General features: G+C 57.3%; 14 protein-coding genes and 1 tRNA gene. 10 read left to right on the forward strand and 5 right to left on the reverse strand.

The window, feature by feature from the left end; genetic code table 11:
- Entirely contained in the window at positions 1–2589 is a 2589-nt protein-coding gene (locus ASQ50_RS13465; protein ID WP_058092592.1) for a DEAD/DEAH box helicase, read from the forward strand.
- 589 nt (positions 2590–3178) lie between these two features.
- Here the strand turns inward: ASQ50_RS13465 and ASQ50_RS13470 are convergent.
- Positions 3179–3255: transfer RNA gene (locus tag ASQ50_RS13470), tRNA-Arg, on the reverse strand.
- A 90-nt stretch (positions 3256–3345) separates the two neighbouring features.
- Entirely contained in the window at positions 3346–3891 is a 546-nt protein-coding gene (locus ASQ50_RS13475) for a YaeQ family protein (protein ID WP_058092591.1), read from the reverse strand.
- A gap of 69 nt (positions 3892–3960) precedes the next feature.
- On the opposite strand from ASQ50_RS13475, the gene ASQ50_RS13480 reads away from it, so the two are divergent.
- From ASQ50_RS13480 to ASQ50_RS13500, 5 genes are all read left to right on the forward strand, one after another.
- Complete coding sequence (locus ASQ50_RS13480; protein ID WP_058092590.1) at positions 3961–4326, forward strand: CidA/LrgA family protein; 366 nt, start codon at positions 3961–3963, stop codon at positions 4324–4326.
- Positions 4319–5044: an LrgB family protein gene (locus tag ASQ50_RS13485; RefSeq protein WP_058092589.1), complete on the forward strand. Its 726-nt coding sequence runs from the start codon at positions 4319–4321 to the stop codon at positions 5042–5044. The genes ASQ50_RS13480 and ASQ50_RS13485 overlap by 8 nt, the downstream gene beginning before the upstream one ends.
- Before the next feature lie 98 nt (positions 5045–5142).
- Entirely contained in the window at positions 5143–5349 is a 207-nt protein-coding gene (locus ASQ50_RS13490) for a bacterioferritin-associated ferredoxin (RefSeq protein ID WP_058092588.1), read from the forward strand.
- A gap of 117 nt (positions 5350–5466) precedes the next feature.
- On the forward strand, positions 5467–5943 hold the full coding sequence (gene bfr / locus ASQ50_RS13495) for a bacterioferritin (protein WP_058092587.1): 477 nt from the start codon (positions 5467–5469) through the stop codon (positions 5941–5943).
- A gap of 158 nt (positions 5944–6101) precedes the next feature.
- Positions 6102–7457, forward strand: coding sequence for a phosphomannomutase/phosphoglucomutase (locus ASQ50_RS13500; RefSeq protein ID WP_058092586.1), 1356 nt, complete (start codon positions 6102–6104; stop codon positions 7455–7457).
- Positions 7458–7585: 128 nt separating this feature from the next.
- Here the strand turns inward: ASQ50_RS13500 and ASQ50_RS13505 are convergent, their stop codons facing one another.
- Together ASQ50_RS13505 and ASQ50_RS13510 are read right to left on the reverse strand one after the other, a co-directional pair.
- Complete coding sequence (locus tag ASQ50_RS13505; protein ID WP_058092585.1) at positions 7586–8704, reverse strand: phospholipase A; 1119 nt, start codon at positions 8702–8704, stop codon at positions 7586–7588.
- Between the two features lie 9 nt (positions 8705–8713).
- A complete protein-coding gene (locus ASQ50_RS13510; RefSeq protein WP_058092584.1) occupies positions 8714–9046 on the reverse strand; it encodes a hypothetical protein in 333 nt (110 codons plus the stop codon).
- Positions 9047–9188: 142 nt separating this feature from the next.
- Here ASQ50_RS13510 and ASQ50_RS13515 point away from each other — a divergent pair, with 142 nt between their 5' ends.
- Positions 9189–10490, forward strand: coding sequence for an IS1380 family transposase (locus ASQ50_RS13515; protein WP_068351333.1), 1302 nt, complete (start codon positions 9189–9191; stop codon positions 10488–10490).
- 335 nt (positions 10491–10825) lie between these two features.
- Positions 10826–11239, forward strand: a complete 414-nt coding sequence (locus ASQ50_RS13525) for a c-type cytochrome (protein WP_058091930.1) — start codon at positions 10826–10828, stop codon at positions 11237–11239.
- A 52-nt stretch (positions 11240–11291) separates the two neighbouring features.
- On the opposite strand, the gene rep is transcribed toward ASQ50_RS13525, so the two are convergent.
- Positions 11292–13310 (reverse strand): DNA helicase Rep, encoded by a 2019-nt coding sequence (gene rep, locus ASQ50_RS13530; RefSeq protein WP_058091931.1) that lies wholly within the window; start codon positions 13308–13310, stop codon positions 11292–11294.
- A 144-nt stretch (positions 13311–13454) separates the two neighbouring features.
- Between rep and ASQ50_RS13535 the strand changes: the two genes are divergently transcribed.
- Together ASQ50_RS13535 and ASQ50_RS13540 are read left to right on the forward strand one after the other, a co-directional pair.
- Positions 13455–15188: an EAL domain-containing protein gene (locus ASQ50_RS13535; protein WP_058091932.1), complete on the forward strand. Its 1734-nt coding sequence runs from the start codon at positions 13455–13457 to the stop codon at positions 15186–15188.
- A gap of 52 nt (positions 15189–15240) precedes the next feature.
- Positions 15241–17571: a Tex family protein gene (locus ASQ50_RS13540; protein WP_058091933.1), complete on the forward strand. Its 2331-nt coding sequence runs from the start codon at positions 15241–15243 to the stop codon at positions 17569–17571.
- Positions 17572–17598 lie beyond the last annotated feature (27 nt).

A 17598-nucleotide genomic window follows, 5' to 3' on the forward strand; every position in this document is an offset into this window, starting at 1 on the left:
ATGAAGTTCACGCTCAAAGACTATCAGCGCGACGCCGTCCGCGATTCCTTGAATAACCTGGGCAAGGCCCGTCGCCTTTGGCACAGTGAAGCCGACAGGACGGCATTCTCACTTACTGCGGTAACCGGCGCGGGTAAAACAGTCATGGCTGCGGCCACGTTCGAGGCGCTGTTTCACGGTGACGATGAGTTCAGCTTTGATGCCGACCCTGGTGCAGTGGTGATCTGGTTCAGCGATGACCCCTCGTTGAACGAGCAAACCCGCTTTCGTTTTATCGAGGCCAGTGATCGTATTAACTACACCGACTTGGTGGTGATCGAAAACACCTTCAACAGGCCGAAGTTCCAGGCCGGGAAAATCTACTTTCTCAATACCCAGAAGCTAAGCAAGAATAGCCTACTGGTGCGTGGCCATGATCCCGAGGAAATGGCGGCTAAAGTGGATGGCACGTTTCCCGACATGCGCCCTGACCTGCGTGCGTACACTATCTGGGATACCATAAAGAACACAATTGAAGACCCGGATTTGACGCTGTATCTCGTGCTGGATGAGGCGCACCGGGGTATGGGCAAACAGACGGCAGCTAGCCAGAACGACAGGAATACTATCGTTCAACGGCTCATCAATGGCGTGGGTAGCGTCCCCGGCATTCCAGCTGTGTGGGGTATCTCGGCCACTGTGGAGCGATTCAATAAGGCGATTGAGTCAGCAGGCAAGCACATCAAGCTGCCCAATGTGGAAGTTGATGCGTCCAAGGTGCAAGAGTCCGGCCTTATAAAAGACACCATCCTACTGGATATACCGGACAATGTCGGTGACTTTGATACCGTTCTGGTACGTCGAGCAACCGACAAATTGAAAGAGTCCACCGCTGCCTGGGCAGCTTACTCAAAGCAGCAGCAGGAAGCCCATGTTGTCGTCCCGTTGATGGTTCTGCAGGTTCCCAATACGCCTGACCCCGATGAAATCGGGCGGGCGCTGGATACTATTTTCGAGCGCTACCCTGAGCTGCCATCTGTCAGCGTGGCGCACGTTTTCGGGGATCACACCACACAGCGCTTCGGTAACCGCGACGTGCCCTACATCGAGCCTCAGCGAGTCGAGGAGTCAACCTGGGTGCGGGTGTTGATCGCCAAGGATGCCATCAGCACAGGCTGGGATTGTCCGCGAGCTGAGGTCATGGTTTCTTTCCGTGCAGCCAAGGACAAGAACCACATTACCCAGTTGCTGGGCCGTCTGGTGCGTTCGCCACTGGCTCGCCGTATCCCTGGTAATGACCGCTTAAATGCGGTGGACTGCTTACTGCCAAAATTCAATCGCAAGGCTGTAGAGCAGGTTGTCGATGAGTTGACGACCGGTAGCGAGGCAGCAACGCCAGGCCGCGTCTTGCTCGACTATATCGAAGTGGTACCGAACCCTGCTGTCTCACCTGCCGTGTGGGACGCGTTCGAGGCGTTACCGTCGCAGACACGCCCGCAGCGTGGTGCCAAGCCTGCTGTCAGGTTGACTGCGCTGGCCCATGAGTTGGCGTCCGACGATATCCTCCCTGGTGCAGGCAGGCTGGCCCATGCCGAAATGCACGCATCCCTGGATAAGTTTCAGGCCGACAACGCAGCCAAGATCAAGGATAAGCGGCAGTCCGTGTTGGTTGTGGACGGCAAGACAGTGAAAGCGGACATGCTGGGCCAGGGGCGCAGCCTGGAACAGTTCTGGGAAGATGCCGACGTGGCGGTAATCGACGACGCCTACCGGCGCGCAGCTCGCATTTTCAGCCCGGCGATTGCCCATTCGTATGTTGACCATTTGGCCAGCCAGGAGGCCGACCGGGATGACGACCCGGAAGCATTCCTGGAAGCCATCGTTGAAGCTCGCGTAACCGTTGCTGGCTTGGGCCTGGTTATGGAGGCACAAGCTTATTTCGATGCCGAGGCGGACAAACTGGCGAAGGCCTGGCTGTCCAAGTATCGGGAGCAGATCAAGGCCCTGAGCGATGATCGAAGGGAATCCTATCGGCAGATCATCGAAATGAGCACGGAGCCGCAAGACGCAGGGTTGCTGAAGCCAGAGGCCCGTTATGAGGCGACCAAGGCGAACGAAAACGGCAAGGTGAGAGTCTTCACGGCCTGGGATAGTCACTTGCTATGCGATCAAGCAGGAAAGTACCCGGCTGACATGAATGACTGGGAGCGTACCGTTGTCGAGACTGAATCGGCCAGGCCGGGCTTCACATCTTGGTACCGCAATCCGCAGCAGCCAGGGCAGTCGTCGCTGGGTATCGCCTACCAGGAAGCTGGCCAGTACAAAATCCTGCGCCCTGATTTCATCTTCTTTGCCGAGCAAGATGGCCAAGTCGTCGCGGATATTGTTGACCCACATGGACTCCACTTAGCCGATGCTTTGCCCAAACTGCAAGGACTAGCTATGTATGCAGAGAGGCACGCCGGTGCATACCGCCGCGTTGAATCAGTGGCAGAAGTGAAGGATAAACTTAGAGTACTTGACCTGACCAAGTCTGAGGTACGACAAGCCATCACTGATGCCACAGAGACCGCTGGATTGTTTAGTAGCATATTGGCTGACGACTATTAAAATCCTCCCGCGGGAAATCGTACGGGAAAAGGGTAAATCGCCTCGGAAGAAAAAATAACGAAGCGGGCACACGGATGTGCCTTTGATCCCGCTGCCGGCTGTGGTGGCCGTCTGTTCGAGATGAAAATCTGCTGCGCATAATCTGGGGTTATGGTGACCCCCTCAACCTTCAGCAACGTCGCCACCGGCTTTCCTGTCTTGTGCTTTCTCTCGACGTAAATGAACGAAACAATGAAGCAAGCGGCACGGCGCTCGCTCGCACCAGATCAAGTTTCTCCTGTCCTGCTGAAGCCTGAAGCGCGGGTCGCTTTTGGCGCCCGGCCTGAACACGCGTGATGCACGCTTGGTTGGATGACCACTACTGGTAGAGGCAGTTATAGCTCTCGGAACCATTGCATTCAGCAAATGCATTGTAAGTGCTCAGCGCGGCCCTTTTCTGTGTCCATTACGCAAGATGACGATTTCAGTGCAAAGGTCAAAATTCCACGGCCGGAAAAAATGCCCTAGAAACCGTGGACACACCATGGACACAATTTGGACACAGACAAATAAAAAGGGCCTACGTTTTCACGTAAGCCCTTGAAAAATATGGCGCGCCCGAGAGGATTCGAACCTCTGACCTCTGCCTCCGGAGGGCAGCGCTCTATCCAGCTGAGCTACGGGCGCATTCGAAATTGTTGATTGCTCGTCAATTTCGAGTGCGCAATCTTACGTGCGCCGGACGCGTCTGTCCAGCCCCTCGCGGTAACTCTGTTTTCACACCTTCGGCAGTTTCTGTTCCGGTGTGATACTGACCAGATCAGTGTCATTGCTGAAGGTGACTTCGCCGTCCTGCATCGACACCTGTAGCGTCATTGAGCGCTCCACCAGGCGAGCCAGTGCGGCGGTGTTTTCGGCGGGAAGGTCGACGATGGTCAGGTTGCCAAATCTTTCCAGCTTGTTATGGTGTTTCTTCCACCACACCGGCACCGCGCGGCCACCGTAGGTATACAGAATGACCTGCTGCGACCGGTTGCAGGCTTTGCGAACCCGGTCTTCGTCTGGCAGGCCCAACTCTACCCAGAGTTCGATGTCATCGGTCAGGGATTTCTGCCACAGCTCCGGTTCGTCATCGGTGCTCAGGCCTTTGGTAAACTCCAGCGTATCTGTGGCGTTCAGGGCAAAGGCCAGCAGCCGGATCATCATTCGCTCATCGGTTTCTGACGGGTGGCGGGCGATGGTCAGGTGGTGGTCGGCGTAGTAATGCCGGTCCATATCCGCGATATGGAGTGTGGCTTTGAAAATAGTGGCTTTCAGCGCCATTGAGCGTCCTGTGTTTTGGGTGGCAGGGCAGTAGTGTAGAGCAATTTTGACTTGGCAGGGCAGAGCGGCATGGTGATGTTGTGGGGATTTCTGGTTCTGGTGGGGTTCTTTTTGCTGGGCGAAGCACTGCGGGTTCTGGTGGGCTTACCCGTGAGTGGCGGTGTGTTGGGCATGGTTATGGTCACGCTGAAACTGATGCTCCGCGGGCGGATAACGAATGAGCTTGCTGCCGCCAGCCAGGGTTTGATTTCGGTGTTGGTGGTACTGATTACCCCCGGCGTTGTGGGTGTGTTTTTTATTGCAGACCAGTTCGCCGGGCATTGGGGTGCGGTGGTGGTGGCACTGGTGATTGGCACTTTGCTCAGCGTGTTCACCACGCTGTTGCTGATGAAAAAACTCACCGGTGGTCAGGCTGGAGGCAACCGCAATGGCTGACCAGACTGGCTCGCTAAACGCTGTAGTGTCTGCTTGGACGTCGGGGCCTATGCTTTCCATTGGCCTGACTCTGGGAGCGTTTATTGCCGCGCAATGGTTGTTTGCCCGGCTTGGGCGCCCCTTGTGGCTGCCGCCAGTGCTGATCGCGGCGCTGCTTCTGGCGGCAGTGGTGGCCATCAGTGGCCTCGGGTTTGAACGCTATGAGCAGGGCGCACGTTGGCTAACGGTGCTGCTGGGGCCGGCAACGGTTGCGCTTGGTGTTCCCTTGTATCAGCAAATGCATCACATCCGGGCGCTGTGGCGACCAATTATGGTGACGCTGCCCCTGGCCGCTAGCCTGGCGGCGTTCTATGCCCTGGCTATTGCCTGGTTGATGGGGGCGGCGCCCATGGTTCTGGCATCACTGGCGCCGAAATCCGTTACGGCGCCCATTGCCATGGGTATCACTGAGGAGTTGGGTGGGTCGGTGTCGCTTACATTGGGTGGATTGCTGATCACCGGCGTGCTGGCCTCGCTGTTCGTGGATTGGTGCGCCCGCTGGCTCCGGATTACCGACGACCGCATCATCGGTTTTGCCCTTGGGCTCAATGGTCACGCCATTGGCACGGCCCGTGCGTTTGAGATCAGCCACACGGCTGGCGCCTTTGCGTCTCTGGGGATGGGGCTAACGGGTGTATTTACGGCGTTATTCCTGCCGCTGGCCTTCTGGATGATCTGATACATTTATTAGCAAAAAGTTAAGTACAAATGGTTGCAATTCTCGTTTGTAATGACAATAATTATCACTAACTTTTATGGCGTTAGTGAGAGACAGCTATGTACGTCTGCCTTTGCCACGGGGTAACTGATCGAGAAATCCGGGAAGCCGCTGAAGAAGGGGTATCCTCTATGCGTCAACTTGGCAAACAGCTGGGTGTGGGTACCCAGTGTGGCCGTTGCGCCTGTACGGCCCGGGAAATACTCCGTGAGAGCCGGTCGCCGGATTACCTCTCGCTGGCGAACATGCTTGCCCAACCGGCCTGACTGCCTCGTTATTGCCCCGCATTTTCAATTGCGACTTTTTTACAGTCGCGGTTTTTTATCGGCACTTAACGGTCTATCCTTGTGTATTATAGCATTCAACACACAAGGAACCCGGTTATGAAAGGCGATAAGAAAGTTATCCAATACCTCAACAAGGCTCTTGCCAATGAGCTGACTGCCATCAACCAGTATTTCCTGCATTCCAGAATGTACAAGGACTGGGGCATCACGAAGCTGGCAGAAAAGGAATACGAAGAGTCCATCGACGAGATGAAGCACGCCGACGAGCTGATCGAGCGAATTCTCTTTCTTGAGGGGCTGCCTAACCTGCAGGACCTGAACAAGCTGCTGATCGGTGAGAACGTGGAAGAGATGCTCCAGTGCGATTTGAAACTGGAGTTGGCTGGCCATGCAGACTACGTCGAAGCCGTTGCCTACTGTGATCAGGTCAAGGATTACACCTCCCGGGAAATCTTCCGCCGTATTCTGGAGAGCGAAGAAGAACACATCGACTGGCTGGAAACCCAGCTGGAAATGATTTCCCAGATGGGCATTCAGAATTATATTCAGCTGCAGTCCGGTGCATCTGAGTAACATCTGACCGGCACTCGCCATAACGGGCGTGTGCCGGGTTTCATTTGCCCGGTTTTTTCGGTCTGGGTCCCCGAAATCGCCTGATAACGGTTAGAATGTTCCGGTTGACGTTCTGAATCATCCGGATCCTGCCGGATACCACTGACCGGGAGACTGCAATGGACCTGTCCTGTTTCAAGGCCTACGACCTTCGTGGCCGAGTACCTGATCAACTCAACCCCACCCTGGCAGAGAAAATCGGCCGCGCCTATGTGGAGATCACCGGCGCAAAGAAAGTGATCGTCGGCTACGACATCCGCCTGTCCAGCCCAGATATCACCGAGGCTCTCAGCTCCGGCCTGATGGCCGCGGGTGCCGATGTTTATGACGTCGGCCTGTGTGGCACCGAGCAGGTGTATTTTGCGACCAGCCACTACGGCATGGACGGTGGCATCATGGTCACTGCCAGCCACAACCCGAAAGACCACAACGGCATGAAAATGGTCGGCCCCGAGTCGCGGCCGATCAGCTCCGACAACGGCCTGAACGACATTCGGGACCGGGTTCTCGAGCCCTTCGCCAACGCCCCGGAACAGGGCCGTTACGAAACGCTGGAAGTGATGAGTGCCTACGTAGACCACCTTCTGGGCTACATCGATGCGGCCAGCCTCAAGCCCATGACCATCGTCTGCAACGCGGGTAACGGTGGTGCGGGACTGGTGATTGACGAACTGGAACAGCGCCTGCCGTTCGAGTTCGTGAAAGTGCACCACCAGCCGGATGGCCACTTCCCCAACGGCGTACCCAACCCGATCCTGCCGGAGAACCGCACCGCCACCGCCGACGCCGTGATCGAACATGGCGCCGCCATGGGCATCGCCTGGGACGGCGACTACGACCGCTGCTTCTTCTTCGACGAAAACGGCCGGTTCATTGAAGGCTACTACGTCGTGGGCCTGCTGGCTGACCAGTTCCTGCGCAAGACCGGCGGTGGCAAAGTCATCCACGACCCCCGCCTCACCTGGAACACCCTGGACCTGGTCAAAGCCGCTGGCGGCCAAGCCATCGAAAGCAAAACCGGCCACGCTTTCATCAAGCAGAGAATGCGCGACGAAGACGCCGTCTACGGCGGCGAAATGAGCGCCCACCACTACTTCCGCGACTTCGCCTACTGCGACAGCGGCATGATTCCCTGGCTATTGATCGCCGAGCGCCTGTGCCAGTCCGGCCAGACGCTGTCGTCTTTGATCGACGCCAGAATCGAAGCCTACCCCGCCAGCGGCGAAATCAACCGCACCATCAACGATCCCCCCAAGGTCATCGCCGCCATCGAAGCCAAATACTCCGTGGGAGCCAAGAGCGTCAGCTTCGTAGACGGCCTGAGCGTCGAATTCGACAACTGGCGCTTCAACCTCCGGATGTCCAACACCGAACCGGTGGTTCGCCTGAACGTGGAATCCAGGGCAGACAAAGCGTTGATGGAGGCGAAAACGGAAGAGTTACTGCAGGAAATGGACAGACTGAACAAGGATTAAGATTCTGAGTTGAAACCACGGATGGGCCTCGGGACCGGGGTAAGGGGGAGGGCTTCCAAAACTATCAGGAAAGCCACGGTTTCCGTTTTGGAAGCCCTCCCCCTTACCCCGGTCTTGCACTATATTAACTACAGCCAGTTATTGAGCATAATCCCCACCCCAAACCGCTCAATACGCTCATTATAATCAATCAAACTCTCCCCATACCCGTTGTAGTACTGGAAAAAGCCCTTCAACGTATCCCCCATCGGGAAACTGTAGCCAAACTCCACCGACGTCCGATTGGTAGACCGCATATTGTTCAAAAGCTTCAGCGAGAACGTGCGATCCTCCGTCAGCTTATAAACCGCATGGTAACTGCCATACCCCAGATATTTCTCGATATCCGAGTTGTCGTCATCGCTGCTGCTCTCCGGCAGCCGGTACCACGGATGCACCATGAACAGCCATCGATCATAGCTGTAGGCCGCCGCGCCGGTGATCCGGTTCCAGCTGCGGGAGCGAGGCTCTGACTGGCCATTGGACTGATGATTGAAACCAAGGGAAACCGCGCTCAGCGTTCCCGGGCCGATATCCCAATTAAGGCGGTGACGGAAGAAAATCTCTGGCTCGTAGTTGGTCTCCCGGAACGGAGCCGAATCTTTGGTGTTGTATACCTGCCAGTAGGATTGCTGGGTATAACCGAACCAGAAGGTTGTGCGGTCGTCGAAGATACCGGTCAGAAGGGGAATCTTGAAGCTGATCTGGTATTTGGCTTCTTCCTGCTCCAGACCATAGTCATACCCGCCTGTACCCAGTCGCGGGCTGACCGGCCTCGGGTTGGGGTCGTCTACATAGGTGATCGGCAGAATATAGTTTGGCCGGTGAGTCACAAAACTGCCTGTGAAGGAAAAAATCGCCTTCTCGGCGGTCAGGTAATTATCCACCAGCGCGGCCATCACGCCGGCATCCGGGTCGTCGCCGAGGGCTTCGCTGACCCTCTCCTCCCGGCTGACATCATCGGCGACCAAGGCCGCTGCTTCCTCATCTGCCTGCTGTAACGCCTGGTCGTCAGCAGACTCTCTGGCCGCCTCCGGATCATTCTGGGCGTCGTAGCAGGCCAGGCGCTGGATGCCATCACGGATAAGGGCGCAGTTGACCCGTTCACTGTCATCCCCGGAGTTTGCCTGGGCGGAGACTGACGAGCTGGCCGCCAGAAGAACCATGGTCAGTACAGCGACTGACAATCCATGTCCATATCTTTTCATCAGAGCCTCTCAGTTGGTGGCGGTCAGGCTGAGCCAGGTATTGGCAATACTGTAAACCCAGACGCCGAGCAGGCTCAGGGCGAGGAGAATAAAAATCAGCTTGTGCCGGGTGTTGCCTTCGTTGCCGGCCGATACCACCCAGCGCAGGTACATCAGGCCGATAAAGCTCAGGAACACTCCGAGGCTGGCCACCGCCGGCACCAGAAGCCAGGCGGCGCTCACCGGGTTCTCAGCGGTGGACTGGTTGCCGAACCAGGCCATCGAAACCAACAGGATCGCCAGGCTCGAAAACTCAACGATCAACAGCGGTTTGCGCAGGCGGTGGGGGTTGTTGTAAGACATGCGACTCCCTGTTCTGGCCGGAATAATGTTAAACCACACGGTTAGCCCGGATTTCTCACGAGGGGATAAAAGAAAGCGGCTGAAAGCGGTATAATTTCAGGACCTTACACCGTTCACTAAGCACCAACAGCCGCTATCCGAAATGGTACCTGAAAAACTGACCTTCTCGCCACTCTCTCGCCGCCAAATTGAAGCCGATTTCTCCGGTGGCCACATCACCTCCGATGCCGGATTGCTCCTGCTTCGCGAAGTCGACAAACAACACCAGCTCACTCAGCGCCTGGCTACGGTGCTGGACGATGCCCGTAATCCCGTGCTGGTTCGCCACAAGCTTCAAACCATGGTCCGGCAGCGGGTCTTTGGCGTGGCTGCCGGGTACGAAGACCTCAACGATCACGAGGCGCTACGCGCTGATCAGGCACTTCAGACCGCAACCGGTGAAGATGCCATTCTGGCGGGCAAATCGACCTTGTGCCGGATGGAACAGCGCGTGGACCGGCAGGCGGTGATCAACGCCCACGAACTGCTGTGGCATCACTTCATTGAACAGCACGAGACTCCACCCAAGGAAATTGTGCTGGATTTTGATGGCACTGACATTCCAGTGCATGGCGACCAGCCCGGCAAGTTCTTTAACGCCTACTACGATCACCATTGTTACTTCCCGCTGTACGTGTTCTGCGGCCGTCACCTGTTGGTGAGCTACCTGCGCACCAGCAATCGAAGCGACAGCCGCCACAGCTGGGCCATTCTGGCCCTGCTGGTGAAGTTCATCCGGCAGTACTGGCCGGATACCCGCATCGTGTTCCGGGGTGACAGCGGCTTCTATCGCCCCCGATTGCTGAGCTGGTGCGACCGGAATAACGTGGATTACCTTGTGGGCATCAGCAAAAACAGCCGGCTGCTCAAGGAGGTGGACGTGCCCTCGATGCTGGTTCGCAGGGCTCACGGGGAGTTGGGAGAAAAAGTCTCTGCCACCTACCGGTTCCAGTACCAGGCCCACACCTGGAAATACCCTCGCTGGGTGGTGGCTCGCCTGGAAGAAGGTGAGTTTGGCTCGAACCCTCGCTTCGTGATCAGTTCCCGCTATGACGACGGCCTCAAGCTCTACTACGAGCAGTACTGCGCCCGTGGCGATATGGAAAACCGGATCAAGGATCAGCAGTTGTGTCTGTTCGCAGATCGCACCTCCAGCACGCGGTGGTGGACCAATCAGTGGCGGTTGCTCCTATCGGGCTTTGCCTACACGTTGTTCGAGCGATTACGGGCCCACTTGAAGAAGACGCCCTTCGAGAGAATGAGCGCCAGTAACCTGCGGCTGAAACTGATCAAGGTGGGCGCGGTCATCATTCGCAACACTCGGCGCATACGGGTGTTGATGAGCGATGCCTATCCTTACAAAGACGAACTCTCTGACCTGGTACGTCAACTGGTTCCGGGATAGAAGCCCGGGCTCCCCCGGCCCGATGCAATGGGGGAAAGGGGGTCGTGTGTCCGGACAACAGAAATTGATCGGTTATTAGTCAATCTCGGCCGCAAATGAGCGGTAATGGCGGTAACCTGCACAGTCTGCGAGACTTGCCGGGGACCTATGAGAAATCCGGGTTAGCAGGTATGGTAACCGGAATTGGCTTCAGTTCCGTTATAACCTACGAAACTGTCACTGAAATGGTTGAAATCAAATTCTGTTTCTGGCCTTTGGTTTTTTTGCGGGGGCTCAATCGCTATAATGCGGCAACCGAAAGATTATAACGCTCAAATGCGAGGTGCATTGTGAAGATGAAGAGAGTCCTGGCTGTTGTTGTTCTGGGTTTTGGCCTGGCCGCTGGTGCTGCACTGGCAAGTGTTGAAGATGAGATCCGTAACCGCATCAAACCGGTAGGCCAGGTGTGCCTGCAGGGTGAGGAATGTGGTGAAGCAGCAGCTGCTCCGGCCGCCGCAAGCTCCGGCCCGCGCTCCGGTAGCGAAGTTTATGATGCCGCCTGTATGGCGTGCCATACTACCGGCGCCGCTGGTGCTCCGGTCATTGGTAACGCCGATCAGTGGGGCCCTCGCATCGAAAAGGGCATGGATACCCTGATTGATCACGCCATCAATGGCTTCAACGCCATGCCGGCCAAAGGCGGCTGTGCCAGCTGCTCTGATGAAGAGATTGTTGCTTCTATTGAATACATCATCGAGCAAAGCCAGTAATTCGGCTTCTTGATGTGTGACAAAGCCTCGCCTCGTGCGGGGCTTTGTTGTTTTACAGGCCTAAATCACCCAGCAGCGCACTCAAGGTTGCCTTGCCTTTCTTCTGGTTGACCTCTTTGTCCTGGTCCCCGAGACCTTCCCAGCGAACATCGTCTTCCGGCAGCTCGTCCAGAAACCGGCTGGGAATGGTCTCCAGTTTCTCGCCGTACTGTTTGCGTGAGGCGGCATAGGTCAGTGCCAGGGTTTCCCTGGCCCGGGTGATACCCACATACATCAGGCGACGCTCTTCTTCGATGTTGCCCTCCTCAATGCTGGTACGGTGCGGCAGGATTTCCTCCTCCAGGCCCATGATGAAAACATGGGGGAACTCCAGGCCCTTGGAGGCGTGCAGGGTAAGCAATTGCACCTTGTCGCTGTCGTCTTCTTCTTCCCGCTGCTCCATCATGTCTCGCAGAATCAGCTTGGCGATGGCATCCTCGATGCCGATCTCGTCGGCGGTGCCCTTGCCGTCGTCCAGCATGCGCTGGATCGACTCCACCAGGTACCAGATGTTCTCCATCCGGCGTTCGGCCTGCTTCGGGCTACCAGAATGCTGGTGCAGCCACTCTTCGTATTCAATGTCGGTGAACAGTTGTTTGATCACTGGAATCGGGTCTTCCGAGAACAGCCGCTCGCAGGTTTTGTCCACCCAGTGGGCAAAGCGGCGCAGCCGGTCCAGGCCTTTCTCGGTGACATGGGTTTCCGCGCCCATATCGCCCAGTGCCTTGAACAGGCTGACGTTGCGAGCGCGGGCGTAGTGGCTCAGCTGTTCCAGGGTGCGCGGGCCAATCTCCCGGCGAGGCACGTTCACCACCCGCAGGAAGGCGGCGTCGTCATCCGGGTTGATCATCAGGCGCAGGTACGACATCGCATCCTTGATCTCGTTCTTGGAGAAGAACGACTGCCCACCGGAAATCCGGTAGGGAATCTGATACGCCTGCAGTTTCATTTCCAGCAACCGGGCCTGGTGGTTGCCCCGGTAGAGTACGGCAAAGTCTTTGAAGTCGAGCCCGTTCTTCAGTTTCTGGTCCAGGATCTCCGTGGCCACCCGCTCGGTTTCCGCGTCTTCGTTACGGCAACGGATGATGCGGATTTCATCGCCAATCGTGTGGTCACTCCACAGGGCCTTCTCGAATACGTGGGGGTTGTTGGCAATTACCGTGTTGGCGCTGCGCAGAATCCGGCCAGTGGAGCGGTAATTCTGTTCCAGCTTGACGATCTTCAGGCTGGGAAAGTCTTCTTTGAGTTGTGCCAGGTTTTCCGGCCGAGCACCACGCCAGGCGTAGATGGACTGGTCGTCGTCGCCCACCACGGTAAACGCTGCCCGCTCTGCGACCAGTTGTTTGACCAGTTCATACTGGCACACGTTGGTGTCCTGATATTCATCCACCAGCATGTAACGGATTTTCCGGCGCCATTTGGCCAGCACGTCCGGGGTGTCCCGGAACAGCTGCACCGGCAGCAGGATCAGGTCGTCAAAATCCACCGCGTTGTAGGCTTTCAAATACTCGTTGTAGTGCTTGTAGACAATGGCGATGCGCTGCTCACGCTCGTCAGCCGCCTTGCTGTAGGCTTCCGACGGACTGCGCATGGCGTTCTTCCAGGACGAGATGGTCATCTGTACATCGTTCAGCTCGTCGCCGGCCTCAGCGCTGGCCTCCCGCATCATCAGGTCCTGCAGCAGAGCTTTGGCATCTTCGGCATCGAAGATCGAGAAACCGGGGTGGTAGCCTAAATGAGCGTGTTCCTCCCGAATGATGTTCAGTCCCAGGTTATGAAAAGTGGACACGATCAGCCCCCGGGCCTTACCCCGGTCAACAATCCGGCTGACCCGTTCCTTCATTTCCCGGGCAGCCTTGTTGGTGAACGTCACTGCGGCAATGTGTCGCCCCGGAATGCCCAGCTCTTCAATCAGATAGGCAATCTTGCGGGTGATCACACTGGTTTTGCCACTACCCGCCCCGGCCAGCACCAGCAGAGGGCCTTCGGCGTAGCGAACCGCTTCGCGTTGTCTCGGGTTGAGCTTGTTCACAATGTAGAGACCAAATAGGGAACCATGGGGAGGTATTTAGCGTGGGGCTATTCTACACCAGCCAGACTTTCTGTACCTTGACGATCTATCAGCTATGCTTCCTAGAATGGACTCTGCTGTTGGCCGACACATGGATTTTGCTCGATGACACTGTCTCTGGACACCAGACCTGATCGTCTACGCCTGCTGGTGCTGACCCCGGAATACGCGGATTTTCTGTGGTTATCCGCGCTGCTGGACGACGATCCGGAAATCAGTCCGGACGCCATATGGTGCCCGGACCTGGTGGATTGTGATGATCTTATCCGCAACGCCAGTTTCGATGTTATTGTCTGGGACTGCATTTTTCACGGTGGTGACGAACAGGCCTTTCTGCAGTATCTGTCCGTATCCAGTGAAGACAAACCGGTGCTAGCGCTGAGCGCGGAACCCTGTAACGAGCGTGCAGGAGAGCTGCTGCGTGACGGAGCATCCGATTATCTGTGCCGGCAGACCCTGGATCGTTGGAACTTCCGTCGGGCGGTGAAGTATCTCTGGTATCGGGTGCAGCTGTCCGAGTCGGCCCACGGCCAGTTAGGCCGTGAGGTGGCAACCGGGTTTATCAATAGGGACCTGTTCTTCGATCGCCTGCAGCAGGCCCTGTTGCGGGCGGAGAGAGCTGGCCACCGGCTGGCACTACTGCACCTCAATGTCGATGATTTTCGCAGTATCAACGAATCCTTCGGTTATCAGAAAAGCGACCAGTTAATGTTCCGGCTGGCGGAGCGGCTGCGCCAGAAGATGCGCCGGGTGGATTCGCTGATGCGCATCGGCGGCGACGAGTTGGCGATTATTATCGAGAAGGTGGAAGACTCGCTCGATATTACCCAGATTATCCGTAAGGTGGTGGTTGCACTGGATGAGCCGCTGACGGTTGACGGCCAGATGATTGTGGTCAGCGCCAGCCTGGGCGTGGCCACCTATCCCGAGGCGGGCGACAGCCCCGAAGAACTGCTGAGGCGGGCCAACCGGGCCATGTTCGAGGCCAAACGGGACCCGGGTACCAGTTATCGGTTCTATGACCGGCAGTTACATATTTCTGCTGGCTACCAGCTCCGGCTGGAAGCGGATTTGCGCAACGCTTTACGCGGTAAAGAGCTGGAGCTCTACTATCAACCAAGAATCGATCTGGCGACCGAAGAGGTTCGTGGCGTCGAGTGTCTGCTGCGCTGGAATCATCCCAAACGAGGCCTGGTGGGGCCCGACGAGTTCATACCGGTGGCGGAGCGCAGTGGCCTGATTGTACCCATTGGTTACTGGGTTATAGAGCAGGCCTGCAAGCGCCTGCAGGAAAGCGCCGAAATGGGCTTTCCCGGCCTGGTGTTTGCGGTCAATCTGTCGTTCCGCCAGTTCCACGACCGCAAGATGACCGAAACCATCTTCCGAATCATCTTCAACGCCAATGTCGACACCAGCCTGCTGGAGCTGGAACTGACCGAAAGCGCCATGATGCACGATCCGGATTACGCCCAGCGATGCCTGCGGGAACTCAATCAGCTAGGCATCAGCTTTGCCCTGGATGACTTCGGTACCGGTTTTTCATCCCTGAGCAATCTGCAACACCTGCCCATTTCCCTGGTGAAAATAGACAAATCCTTCGTCCAGGAACTGGGGCAGTCGGCGGATGCCGAGCACATCATCCGGGCCATCATCAGCCTGGCCCACAGCCTGCAGATCAGCGTGGTGGCGGAGGGTGTTGAAACCGAAAGCCAGCTGGAATTCCTGCGCCAGCAGCACTGCGATGAGATCCAGGGCTATTACTTTGCCCGCCCCATGCCCTGGAATGACCTTGTACAATTCCTGAACCACCGTAACCAGTCCGCTTGCCTGCAGCAGTAAGCCGCTGTACCTTTGCGCATTAATTCCGAACGCGATAATACACAGAGGTTGCATGAACAGTATCTCCCGGCGCATTGCCGACGAACTCGGCGTACGCGAGCAACAGGTTAATGCCACCGTTGCCTTGCTGGATGAAGGGGCCACCGTTCCGTTTATTGCCCGTTACCGGAAAGAGGTGACCGGCTCGCTGGACGACAACCAGCTGCGAACCCTGGAAGAGCGTCTTCGTTACCTGCGCGAGCTGGAAGACCGCCGCGGCACCATCCTCAACAGCATTGATGAGCAGGGCAAGCTTACCGATGAGCTGCGCGCCGCCATCCAGGAGGCAGACACCAAGAACCGCCTGGAAGATCTGTATCTGCCCTACAAGCCCAAGCGCCGCACCAAGGCCCAGATTGCCCGTGAAGCCGGGCTGGAGCCCTTGGCTGACGCCCTGTTTGGCGACCCTACGCTGGACCCGGAAGCCACCGCCGCCGGTTACCTGAACCCGGAATCTGGCGTGGAAGACACCAAAGCCGCGCTGGAAGGCGCCCGCTACATTCTGATGGAGCGCTTTGCCGAAGACGCCGAGTTGCTGGGTTCATTGCGGGACTTTATCTGGCAGGAAGGTCAGTTGAAAGTCGCGGTGGTGGATGGCAAGGAAAACGAAGGCGCCAAGTTCCGGGATTATTTCGATCACGTGGAGCCCCTGAAGAAAGTACCTTCACACCGGGCCCTGGCGATTCTGCGCGGACGTAACGAAGGCATACTGACCTACTCGCTGGTGGTGGGGGATGTCGAAGACGATCGCCGTCAGCCCCATCCCGCCGAGCAGCGGATTGCCGCGCGCTGGGGTATTCGGGATAACGGGCGGGCCGCCGACAAATGGCTGTCGGAAGTGGTGCGCTGGACCTGGCGGGTGAAGCTCTCTACCCAGATTGAAACCGACCTGATGTCTCAGGTAAGGGAAGCCGCCGAGGCCGAAGCCATCAACGTGTTTGCCGCCAACCTAAAAGACCTGTTGTTGCTGGCCCCGGCCGGCCCTCGGCCAACCCTGGGCCTGGACCCCGGTCTGCGTACTGGCGTTAAAGTCGCGGTGATCGACGGCACTGGCCAGGTGGTGGACCACGGGGCCATCTTCCCCCATGCGCCCCAGAACAAATGGGAGCCATCCATTGCCCAACTGGCGGCCTGGTGCCAGAAATACCAGATTGAGCTGGTCGCCATCGGCAACGGCACCGCGTCCCGGGAAACCGAGAAGCTGGTGGGCGACCTGTGCAAACGCTATCCGGAACTGAAGCTGGCCCGTATTGTGGTGAACGAATCCGGTGCGTCCATCTACTCCGCCTCGGAATTTGCCTCAAAAGAGCTGCCGGATCTGGATGTTACCATCCGTGGTGCGGTGTCCATCGCCCGCCGCCTGCAGGACCCACTGGCGGAACTGGTAAAGATCGAACCCAAGTCCATCGGGGTAGGCCAGTACCAGCATGACGTTTCCCAGGTGCAGCTGTCCCGTAGCCTGGATGCGGTGGTGGAAGACTGTGTAAACGGCGTTGGGGTCGACCTGAATACGGCCTCCGTGCCTCTGCTTACCCGGGTCTCCGGCCTGAATCCGAGCATTGCCCAGAATATCGTCGATTTTCGCAACCAGAACGGCAAGTTTGTCAGTCGCAAGCAGCTATTGAAGGTCTCCCGCCTGGGTGAGCGCACCTTTGAGCAGGCGGCCGGCTTCCTGCGTATTGCTGGCGGCGACAACCCGCTGGACCGTTCCTCGGTGCACCCGGAAGCCTACGGTGTGGTTGAGGCCATCGCGAAGGGTAATGGTCGCAAGGTGGAAGACATCATTGGCGACTCGGCGTTTCTGCGCAGCCTGAACCCTCAGGACTACGTTACCGAACAGTTTGGCCTGCCAACCATCAAAGACATCATCTCCGAACTGGAAAAGCCGGGCCGCGACCCGCGCCCCGAGTTCCGCTTTGCCAACTTCGAGGAAGGGGTGGAAACCCTGAATGACCTGAAACCAGGCATGGTACTGGAAGGTTCGGTAACCAACGTCACCAATTTCGGCGCCTTTGTTGATATCGGCGTGCATCAGGACGGCCTGGTGCACATCTCCGCCCTGTCTCATACTTTCGTTAAAGATCCGCGCGAAGTGGTCAAGGCCGGTGATATTGTTAAGGTCAAAGTGATGGAAGTGGACATTCCCCGTAAACGCATCGGGCTGTCTATGCGTATGGATGACCAGCCCGGTGCCGAGACCCAGGCCAAGCCAGCCCGGGGCGCCGACCGCAACGCAGGTCGCTCCGGTGGTCGCAAACCCCAGGGTGGCCAGGGCCAGGCGCAGGGCGCCATGGCGGGTGCGTTGGCGCAGGCGCTGGCCTCTGCCCGCAAGAACGGTCGTTAAATCACCTTATCGATTCAACGCGATTGC

The sequence above is a fragment of the Marinobacter sp. LQ44 genome, from assembly GCF_001447155.2.
Lineage (GTDB): Bacteria > Pseudomonadota > Gammaproteobacteria > Pseudomonadales > Oleiphilaceae > Marinobacter.

Excerpts from the sequence above, each read along its gene's own strand:
- ASQ50_RS13535 (WP_058091932.1), top strand. The coding sequence starts at position 13,455 with ATGACACTGTCTCTGGACACCAGACCTGATCGTCTACGCCTGCTGGTG.
- ASQ50_RS13515 (WP_068351333.1), top strand. The coding sequence starts at position 9,189 with ATGGTACCTGAAAAACTGACCTTCTCGCCACTCTCTCGCCGCCAAATT.
- ASQ50_RS13505 (WP_058092585.1), bottom strand. The coding sequence starts at position 8,704 with ATGAAAAGATATGGACATGGATTGTCAGTCGCTGTACTGACCATGGTT.
- ASQ50_RS13500 (WP_058092586.1), top strand. The coding sequence starts at position 6,102 with ATGGACCTGTCCTGTTTCAAGGCCTACGACCTTCGTGGCCGAGTACCT.
- ASQ50_RS13490 (WP_058092588.1), top strand. The coding sequence starts at position 5,143 with ATGTACGTCTGCCTTTGCCACGGGGTAACTGATCGAGAAATCCGGGAA.
- ASQ50_RS13525 (WP_058091930.1), top strand. The coding sequence starts at position 10,826 with ATGAAGAGAGTCCTGGCTGTTGTTGTTCTGGGTTTTGGCCTGGCCGCT.
- ASQ50_RS13480 (WP_058092590.1), top strand. The coding sequence starts at position 3,961 with ATGGTGATGTTGTGGGGATTTCTGGTTCTGGTGGGGTTCTTTTTGCTG.
- bfr (WP_058092587.1), top strand. The coding sequence starts at position 5,467 with ATGAAAGGCGATAAGAAAGTTATCCAATACCTCAACAAGGCTCTTGCC.
- ASQ50_RS13475 (WP_058092591.1), bottom strand. The coding sequence starts at position 3,891 with ATGGCGCTGAAAGCCACTATTTTCAAAGCCACACTCCATATCGCGGAT.
- ASQ50_RS13510 (WP_058092584.1), bottom strand. The coding sequence starts at position 9,046 with ATGTCTTACAACAACCCCCACCGCCTGCGCAAACCGCTGTTGATCGTT.
- ASQ50_RS13540 (WP_058091933.1), top strand. The coding sequence starts at position 15,241 with ATGAACAGTATCTCCCGGCGCATTGCCGACGAACTCGGCGTACGCGAG.
- ASQ50_RS13485 (WP_058092589.1), top strand. The coding sequence starts at position 4,319 with ATGGCTGACCAGACTGGCTCGCTAAACGCTGTAGTGTCTGCTTGGACG.
- ASQ50_RS13465 (WP_058092592.1), top strand. The coding sequence starts at position 1 with ATGAAGTTCACGCTCAAAGACTATCAGCGCGACGCCGTCCGCGATTCC.